This is a genomic window from Neisseria sp. P0021.S005, assembly GCF_051956955.1.
Genome location: NZ_JBQCWY010000192.1, coordinates 1 through 5,106, shown reverse-complemented (window position 1 = coordinate 5,106; position 5,106 = coordinate 1). Strand labels below are relative to the sequence as shown.

At 48.5% G+C, this 5,106-nt stretch carries 2 protein-coding genes; both read left to right on the top strand.

Going from position 1 to position 5,106, the window contains the following annotated elements; all coding sequences use genetic code 11:
• The coding region (locus tag ACTHUE_RS10690) for a ShlB/FhaC/HecB family hemolysin secretion/activation protein (RefSeq protein ID WP_440423445.1) at window positions 1-1,658 on the top strand (1,658 nt) is incomplete at its 5' end.
• A 254-nt stretch (window positions 1,659-1,912) separates the two neighbouring features.
• On the top strand, window positions 1,913-5,106 hold a 3,194-nt coding region (locus ACTHUE_RS10685; protein ID WP_440423443.1), incomplete at its 3' end, for a two-partner secretion domain-containing protein.

Here is a 5,106-nt window from a genome sequence, read left to right as displayed (position 1 = left end):
CCCGCCTTCTTCCCCTGCCCGTATTGATTCTCTCCGCGCTAAACGCCTATGCGGCCAATACACCGAATCCGCTTAATCAAATCGATAAAAACGTACCCAACCAATTCGACAAAGACTTCCGCGACAACCTCGATCAGATTCATTCGGTCGAAATCCAAAAACGCGAGCAGTCGGCATGGGATTTACAGAAAAAACAAGATAACGACACGGTTGCACAAGAGGTGCCGTCTGAAAACAATACCGAATGCTTGGATTACACCGGTATCGAGCTTTCCGGCATTACCCTTATCGATTCCCAAAAGATTGAAGCCAAGTTACCCAAATGCATCAATCAAAACAACATCAACCAACTGAACCGGGACATCGTTGCCGAGTATATCGCTCAAGGCTATCCGCATACGCAAATCAAATTTGAAACCACGTCTGAACGCGTCCTGAAATTGGCAGTCATCGAAGGCAAAATCCGTGAGATTACCGGCGGCTCCCGTACAGTCAACGTCGATACCCTCTTCCCCGATCATCAAGGCAAACCTCTAAACATCCAATACCTCGACCAAGGTATTGAACAGGCAAACCATGTTGCCGGCAACAACGTCAGCATCGATGTTTATCCGCATGATGACGGCACCGCCTCCATCCAACTCAACAACGATGCCCAAAAACATTGGGGCGGCAGCGTCACCATCGACAATAAAGGCAGCAAACCCAATACCACGACACTTCGCGGCAGCCTGAATATCGGCAGCCCGTTGGGATTGAGCGACTCCCTTTATCTAAACGGCTATACCAATCTAAACAATCACGACAGCCATTACAGTCGCGGCGGCAGTATGTTCTACCAAGTACCTTATGGCGCATGGACATTCAGCACTTACGCCGCCGCGTCGCAATCGCAAAGCATCTTAACGCCCAGCGTAACGCGCTATGCCTACCGCTCCAAATCCAAAGCGGCAGGAATCAAAGCGGACCGCGTATTTTCACGCAGTCAAAAACACATTACCTCCGCCTATGCCGGCATCGATTATGTGAAACAGACTGCAAAATTTGCCGACAGCAAACTGGAACTGCAAAGCCCGGAAATCTATTCGGCACAAGTCGGCCTGTCGCATACAACCATCCTGCCAAACGGTATTTGGCTCAACAATATCGGCGTGGAACAAGGGTTTGCGAAAAATACCGAACATACGCCGTTCGACAAGCGCTATACCTCTGTATCCTTGCAAAGCAATTTGATTCAAAACCGCCCATTGGGTAAATGGATCGTGCGCAACCATCACCAAATCGATGCCCAATATAGCCCTCATGATTTGTTTGCCACCAAAGAAATGGACGTCGTCGGTCATCAAAATGTACGCGGTTTCCGTTCAACTTCTTTGAGCGCAAACAGCGCAGTCCTGTTAAGCAATACCGTTTATTTCCGCCGCAATACGCCTCACGGCATCTATATCGAGCCTTATCTGGGTGCAGACATCGGCGTTGCCAAAAACAATAACGAAGGTTCGCAACGCGCCATGGGTGTGGTTGCAGGTTTGAATTTGGGCAAGGCGGATAAATGGCAACTTTCTGCCGACTATGGCAAAGGTTTTGCGCGCATGCCCAACCAATCAAACAGTGAAATACAGGATCATGTGACCGTTTCTTTGCGCATTCCATTTTAAAGTTATGTAAATATATATCCTTTTATCCAATATATAAACCGCCCATCTTAACATTATTAATTTTTCATTAATATCAATAAGATGGGCGGTTTATATTTGCATTTGAAATAGTGCACACAAGGCCGTACTGGTGGTATTATTGTAAAAAATTTTATAACAATGTTAATACATTCAAAATTTCCTCAACAGAAATCTCATACCCGATATGGGATTTCTGATTCAATCTCCATCACGATAAATAAGGATTAAAATCCATGAAAATCGACACTTTATATCAGCCTAAGCTCTCAGCTTCTGGCAAAGTAACTGTCGCCGTGTGCTTTGCATTCCTGGGAAATGCAGCGGTAGCGGCCAATATCGAAGCCATCGGCCAAACTTCGGTACAGCAGCAACACAATGTTGACATCGTCAACATTGCCGCACCGACGGCCCAAGGTCTTTCTCACAACCAATATAACAAGTACAACGTTTCCCAACACGGTGCCGTTTTGAATAACGCCCTGTCTGCCGGTAAATCCCAACTGGCCGGAAACCTGTCTGCCAACAAAAACTTCCAAGGTCAGGCCGCATCTGTGATCTTGAACGAAGTGGTCAGCAAAAACCCTTCTCTGATCTTGGGTCAGCAAGAGATCTTCGGTATTGCCGCAGACTATGTTTTGGCAAACCCTAACGGCATTACCCACAACGGCGGCAGCATCCTGAATGCCAACCGCACATCCTTGGTTGTCGGTACGCCAACCGTTTCAGACGGCACGTTGAAATCTTTTAATATCAGCGACAATGGCAAACAACTGCAAGTAAACGGCAATTTGAGCGGCAACCGCGTAGTTGACCTGCTCGCGCCGCAAGTTGTTGTCGGTAAATCAGCCAATGTTAATGCCGCCGACGCCATCAACGTTTCTTCAGGCAAAAGCAACTTCGACTACAAAACCGCGCAAATCGAAGCATTGGACGCTGCTTCAAATGCGCCGGTGCTTGACGGTCATATCTTCGGCAGTATGCGTGCCGGTACCATCCGCATCCACGCGACCGACAAACGCGCCAAACAAAACATTCAAAATGCGGCGATTACCGGCACCCGCTACCTGAATATCGACAGCAAAGGCAACCTGAGCATCCAGTCTGCCAATCTGACCGGCGCACAAATGGAATTGTTTGCCCGCGATACCGACATCAAAGGCACGGTTAACAGCCATTCTGCTAACAAGTCTTCCAGCGGCAAAGAGGCGAAAAATGTTCAGCACTTCCGTTCAGACCGCAACAAAACGGAAACCTTTACCGCCAGCAATATCAATGCATCCGAGTCATTGACTTTGAACAATAGCGGCAGCCTCAACCTGAGCGCAGCCAACATCAATGCCGGCGCGCTGACCGCATCTGCCACAGGCAACTTCAATTCTAACGCGGTAAAAACCACCAACCGCATAGAATCCGACCATACTCAAAGCAAAGGCCTTTGGTACAACAACAACCTGAGCTCTTCTGCTGACGAAAGCCTGCATCAAACCAAAATCAATGCCGGCTCTGTCAATATTGCCACCACAGGCAAAGTTCAATTGGATGCGACCGAACTAAACTCGGCTGCTGATGCTCGCATTGCCGCCCAACAAGGAATCGTATTGAGCAGCAACAGCGAAACCGACAGCAGCTCGACTTATGTCAGCTTCAAAAATGAAACTGCCGCCCTGAAAACCGGTATCGCTACAAAATCTTCCAAAAACTCTACCGCCCATCAAACCAAAATCTCCGCAGCCGGTGATATCGGTTTGATTTCCGAAGGCGATTTGAGCACTTACGGCGCAAGCATCGCGGCAAACGGCAATGTCGTTACCGATGTCAACAAGATCAACTTGGGCACTCAAACCACCACTAATACCAACAGCCTCGATGACCAGAAAAAATACTGGGGCGGCCTGTTCGGCGGTGAAAGCCAAGTTCAAAACAACCGTACAGAAAACCTGCACGGCAGCAGCATTACTGCCAACTCAAACGTAGTCTTGGGTGCAAAAAACGGCGTCAACGTTTACGGCAGTACCGTTGAAGGCCAAGCCGGTACATTCGTCAGCTCCAAAGCAGGCAATGTTGATATTAAAAACGCCACCAGCACCGATACTTCCGCACAAAGCGCGCGTAAAGGTACGATTTTCAATATCACTACCTCTAAAACCAGCAGCAACAGCAGCATTGAAAAAGTAACCGGTTCTACCCTGGTTTCCAATGCCGACCTGACCGTTGTTTCCAACAAAGACATCAATGTGATCGGTTCTGCATTGTTTGCGGCACAAAAACTGCAACTGTCTTCCGCAGGCGATTTGACCATTGATGCAGCCAAAGCAGTAGAAAACAAGCAGGTCAACGAGTATTCCATCAAAGGCTACTCTGGTATCGAAACCAATAAAGAAAACGGCAGCGTGACTGCCAAAGCCGGTATCAAATTTACCGATACCCACACCGACACCCATTCTGTCGGCCTGAACGGCAGCATTTTGACCGGTAAAAACACCCAGTTGTCTTCCAACTCAAACGTTACCGTCAGCGGCAGCCAAGTCAACGGCGAAGAATCTGTCAACATTTCCGCAGCCAATGACGTCAATGTTGTTGCATCCAAAGGCAGCAGCACTGTGACCGAATCCGGCCGCGTAACCGATTTGGGCGTATCTGCTACTGCATACGAAAAAAATAACGTTGCAGGCGTCGGCGTATCTGTCGGCATTACCAGCACCAAAACAGATGCAACTACCGTAACGAATACATCCCATGTATCCAACATCAACACCGGCGGCAACGCTACCATCACTGCAAACGGCAATATTAATCAAGAAGGTACCGTGATTAACGCGACCGGCAATGTGGTTGAATCTGCCAAAAACGTTACCCATGCAGCGGCACACAGCGGTGCAAAATCCGATGTGAAACAAAACGGCGGCGGTTTGGTCGTTTCTGTTGGCATCAGCACCAACAAAGGCATCGGCGGTGAAATCACTGCACAAGGTCAAGGCAACTCTTCGACCCACAATGAATCCACTGCAACCGTAACCACCATCAACGCAGGCAATGCCATCGTTTTGGCAAATGACAAAGTGTCTGATGAAGGTACAAAATACGATGTAACCGGTGCAATCAACATTGATGCAGGTTCATACCACAACACTGCCGCCCACAACACCAGCAACAGCAGCAGCAAACAAGGCGGCGCATCTTTGACTGTCGGCGCATACACCAAAGACGGTTCAAACGTTGATGTGAATGCCAACCTGAACGTCAACTACGCTGATGAAAACAAAAAAGAATCTACCGCTATCAAAGGCGATATGAATGCGGCCAATGTTGTCATCAACGCCAAAGACTCTGCTGAAATCGCATCCAACATTACCGCCAACAACAACGTCAACATTACCGCAGGCAACGGCGTAACCTTCACCGAGTCAGCCAATACTGCCTCCAACCA